The sequence below is a fragment of the Micromonospora sp. NPDC002411 genome, from assembly GCF_053592955.1.
Window position 1 is genome coordinate 1 of the sequence record NZ_JBSFBM010000467.1, and the last position, 4,098, is coordinate 4,098.

Below are 4,098 nucleotides of genomic sequence, written 5' to 3' on the forward strand. Positions count from 1 at the left end.
CTCCCGCTGAGCCGTACCGCGAACAGCACGGTGAGCAGCGTGTTGACCAGCAGCACGGCCGCGACCGTCACCGGGGGCGCGTCGGTGCGGGTCACCACCCACAGCGGCAGAATCAGCGTCAGCGCCACCCAGTGCAGGGAGAGCACCGCCGAAGCGCCGGCGACCGCGAGGAAGCGCCCGTCGCGCAACGCGCGGCCCGGTCGCGGCCGGACCGGCCGCCGGACCGGCGGATACGACGGCAGTCGCATGATCAGCGCCGCCGAGACCAGGTAGGTCGCGACGTTGCCGAGCACCAGCAGCCGGTACGCCCACCCGGTGTCCGCCACCAACGCGAACGCGGCCAGCCCCGCGCCGAGCGTCACGCCCAGGTTCGCCACCGCCCGCAATGTGGCGAAGGCGTGCACCCGGCCCTCCGGACCGCCGACCGCCGCGACCAGCGCGGCACGGACCGCCAGGTTGCCGGAGACCAGCAACGCGTCCACAGTGGCGACCAGCAGGAAAACCGAGAAGGAGCCGACAAACAGGTACGCGGCGGCGACAGCGGCCTGTGCCAGTTGGAGGATCGCGCGTAACGCTCGCGGATCATGCCGGTCGGCGAGCCCACCGAGCGGCACGCTCGCGGTGAGCCCGACCAGGCCGGCGACGGTGAGCCCCCACCCCACCTCCGTCGGCGTCAGCCCCACGCAACGGGTCAGATAGAGCGCCGCAGCGGTCACCCACAACCCCGTGCCGACCGTGTTGGCCAGAGTGGCCAGCGACAACGTGCGCAGCCGACCGGGCGGCGGCAGCGGCGACAACGACCGCCAGCGGCCGCGAAACCCCGCCCGGGTGCCCATTCACCGACCCTAGAGCCGCCGCCCGCGCACCGATGCCCCGCACAGTGCGGCCCCCATCACAGTCAGTGGCCAGCTCGTCTGGTCACGTCCGTCGGTGGTACTCGTTCCGACGGGGAAGTTGGTCGGGATCGAGCCAGGCCGGCGGAACGAACTCGGGGTGACCGTCGCCGCTGAGCCGGACCGCCCACTCACCTCGGTGGACGTGTCGGTGATGGTGGGCGCAGAGCAACACGGAGTTGGCCAGGCTGGTGCTGCCACCGTCGACCCAGTGGCGGATGTGGTGGGCGTCGCACCAGCGGGGCGGGCGGTCGCAGCCCGGGAAGGCGCAGCCGCGGTCGCGCAGAACCAGGGCGCGTCGCAGGGGGCCGGTGACCAACCTGCGTTGCCGGCCCACGTCGAGCGTCTGACCACTGCCGCCGAGGACGGCCGGAAGGATCGCCGCGTCACAGGCGAGGCGACGTACCGTCTCCGGGGTCACCCGTGGCCCGGTGTCGAGGGTGCCGGCGGCGAGCTGCTGGGTCAACACGTCGAAGCTCGTGGTGACGACGACCTGGGCGGCCTCGCCGCCGTGCTCGGGTAGCTCGTCGCTCCGCAGGGCGAGCCGACAGAGGTCGGCGAGCGCGTCGTGGCGGCGTTGCCCAGCACAACGCGGATCGTCCGGACCGGACGGCGCGGTCAAGGGGTCGAGCGCGGCACGCAGCAGACCGGCCGTCTCGGCATCGAGGGTGCCGGACAGTCGCAGCCGGCCGTCGCGCCGCTCGGACAGCGTGAGGTGACGATCCTGGCCGGCTCGACGCGCCTCGGCGTCCAACGCCGCCCGGGCCGCCGCTTCGGCGACCTCCGGGGCGACGTGGTCGAGGACCCGGGTGCCCAGCCTGCGCAGCCGAACTGCCCGGCCCACTCGACCAGGACACCGACCGCTTTCTCGGCCGCCTCGGCGCCAGCGGCCGTGTGCACAGTGCGGACCGTGTCGCCGATGACCCGGGCCTGCTCCACGCTGATCCTTCCGCTGGCCAGCGCAGCGCTCACCCCGGGCGCTCCGGCGTCCAACGCGCTGGCGAGGTCGACCAGCCGGCGAGCGGCGGAGACGCTCAACCGCAACCGGTCCCGCAACCACACCGCTGTCGACGACGCGCCCTGCGTCACTGCCGTGCCACGGCCGTCCAGCTCGCGCACCAGCGCGAGTTGCACGGCCGCCAGGCGCTGCTCGAGCCGGTGCGCGGCGTCGAGTGCCGCGACGAGGTCGTGCTCTGGAAGGGCCCACATTGAGGCGTCGAGGCACTCGGCGACGCCCGCCTCCGCCTGCGCCAACCCCTCCCACATGGACCGAGAATAGAACAGGTGTACGACATTCTTGCCGCCTGGAAGGACAGCACAGCGCGGCGATCAGAGGCCTGATGGGGTACGAGGTCCGAGCGTCGGGAAGGCTCGCCTCAGTGGGCCACGTGGCCGGCGAGGCGTTCGGTGGCGAGACACGAGATGAGGCAGCGTTCCTTGGCGTCGCCGCTCAGTCGGGCGGTCCAGTCGGTGAGGCCGCCGTCGCCGATCTCCAGGTCGCCGTCGAGGAGGCTGATCCGTAGGGCGCAACCGGTGTAGTAGCCGCGTCCGCGTGTGCGCTCCGGCTCGTCCACGAGCGGCACCGCGTCCTCGTCGAGAGCCGGTCGGACGGTGTCCGCCAGCCGTTCCCGGACGACGCCCTCGTCGTCGAGCGTCGTGACGTGCAGCTGAGGCGCAGCCGCCGGCGCCAGGTCGGCGAGGACCGTCTGCCAGTAGGTGAGGTGCCGGATCAGCAGGCGGGCCTGGGTGCTGCCCGAACCGGTGTCCCGGGCGCTGGACACCAGGGCGAAGAGCCGGAAGTGCGACGACGCGCCGCTACCGAAATCCTGCGCCCGAAGTACGCGATGGGCGGCGGCCAGGTGCACCTCGTCCTGTCGACGGCGACGCACGGCTGCCTCGATCGCGAGGGCGTTGGTGGGGTCGCTCAGCACCTCGCTGGCCCGCATCGTGGTGACGATCCTGTTCTGGCTGCCCGGCGCGACCGCCGAGCAGGCGCCCACCGGCACGACCGGCGACAACTCGACCCCGGAGACGTCAGCGGGCAGCAGTTGCCACATCCGGGCCTCCACCCGAGCGAGTACGCGCGGATCCGCGCCGGCCGGGCGGACGAACCGGTCCTCGCGCCAACGGCGTACCACCTCGGACGGGCGCACAGTCGCCGCGCGGTCGCGGGCCACGCCCAACAGCAGGCTGCGCAGATCCGCGCCGGACAGCCCGGCCAGTGCGGCCCGCGTTCCCGCCGGCATCGTCGTCCACACACGACACTCCGCGTCGGTCAGTTCACCGTCGTCCATGGCCTCACCATGGCCCACCCGGACCGACGGTTCCACCGAGTTTGGCGGGCACGGGTTGGTGAATCGTCTACGCCGCCCGCCCGCAGCCGCAGCCCGCCGCCCGCGCGGGGGAGCGCGGGAGTCGTTTGCCATTTATGCTCCGCCCGGAGCTGCACCATGACGGGGGTCAGGAATGATCAATGCGGTCTTCTTCGATGTCGGTGGAACGATTCTGGACGAATCCCGCGAGTTCGCGGCATGGGCGGACTGGCTCGGCGTTCCCCGGCACACGTTCTCGGCGGTCTTCGGTGCGGTGATCGCCCGAGGGCTGGACTACCAGGAGACGTTCCGAACCTTCCGCCCCGACTTCGATCTCGCGGCCGAGCTCGATCGTCGGGCGACCGCCGGTCAGCCGGAGACGTTCGGCGCGGAAGACCTCTATCCGGACGCGCGAGGGTGCCTGACCGCGTTGCGGGACCAGGGTCTGTTGGTGGGCCTGGCCGGTAACCAGCCGGCCCACGCCGAGGCGACCCTGCGCGCTCTCGATCTCTCCGTGGACGTGATCGGCACGTCGCACGGTTGGGGTGTGGCGAAGCCGTCGGCCGCATTCTTCGAGCGAGTCCTCGCCGAGGGTGGCGGCGACGCGTCGTCGATCCTGTACGTCGGCGACCGGCCCGACAACGACGCACGTCCGGCCCTGGCGGCCGGGATGAAGGCCTGCCTGATCCGGCGCTCCCCGTGGGGACACATCCTGGACGTCCCGGCCGTGGCTGAGCAGTGCCTGTTCCGCATCGACTCGCTCGACGACCTGCCGGGTCTGGTCGCCGAGCACAACGCGGCACGCGTCTAGGGCCTGTTTCATAAGGACTGGCCGGCCTGCGCGGGCCCGGACGACGCCCGGCGGCGTTGCGGTTTCGTCCGGATACAACACC

At 72.3% G+C, this 4,098-nt stretch carries 3 protein-coding genes and 1 pseudogene; 1 reads left to right on the top strand and 3 read right to left on the bottom strand.

Going from position 1 to position 4,098, the window contains the following annotated elements:
* The 3 genes and pseudogenes from ACWCO3_RS32285 to ACWCO3_RS32295 form a co-directional block, all read right to left on the bottom strand.
* Window positions 1-836: MFS transporter (locus ACWCO3_RS32285; protein ID WP_450013692.1), on the bottom strand; the 836-nt coding region annotated here is incomplete at its 3' end.
* An 82-nt stretch (window positions 837-918) separates the two neighbouring features.
* Window positions 919-2,159, bottom strand: a pseudogene (locus tag ACWCO3_RS32290) (DUF222 domain-containing protein).
* Window positions 2,160-2,269: 110 nt separating this feature from the next.
* Entirely contained in the window at window positions 2,270-3,187 is a 918-nt protein-coding gene (locus tag ACWCO3_RS32295; protein ID WP_145784084.1) for a hypothetical protein, read from the bottom strand.
* Between the two features lie 172 nt (window positions 3,188-3,359).
* Here ACWCO3_RS32295 and ACWCO3_RS32300 point away from each other — a divergent pair, with 172 nt between their 5' ends.
* Window positions 3,360-4,016, top strand: a complete 657-nt coding sequence (locus ACWCO3_RS32300) for an HAD family hydrolase (protein ID WP_145784082.1) — start codon at window positions 3,360-3,362, stop codon at window positions 4,014-4,016.
* Window positions 4,017-4,098: the final 82 nt, after the last annotated feature.

Bases quoted from the DNA above. Each gene is read 5' to 3' on its own strand.
- ACWCO3_RS32295 (WP_145784084.1), bottom strand. From the start codon at position 3,187: ATGGACGACGGTGAACTGACCGACGCGGAGTGTCGTGTGTGGACGACG.
- ACWCO3_RS32300 (WP_145784082.1), top strand. From the start codon at position 3,360: ATGATCAATGCGGTCTTCTTCGATGTCGGTGGAACGATTCTGGACGAA.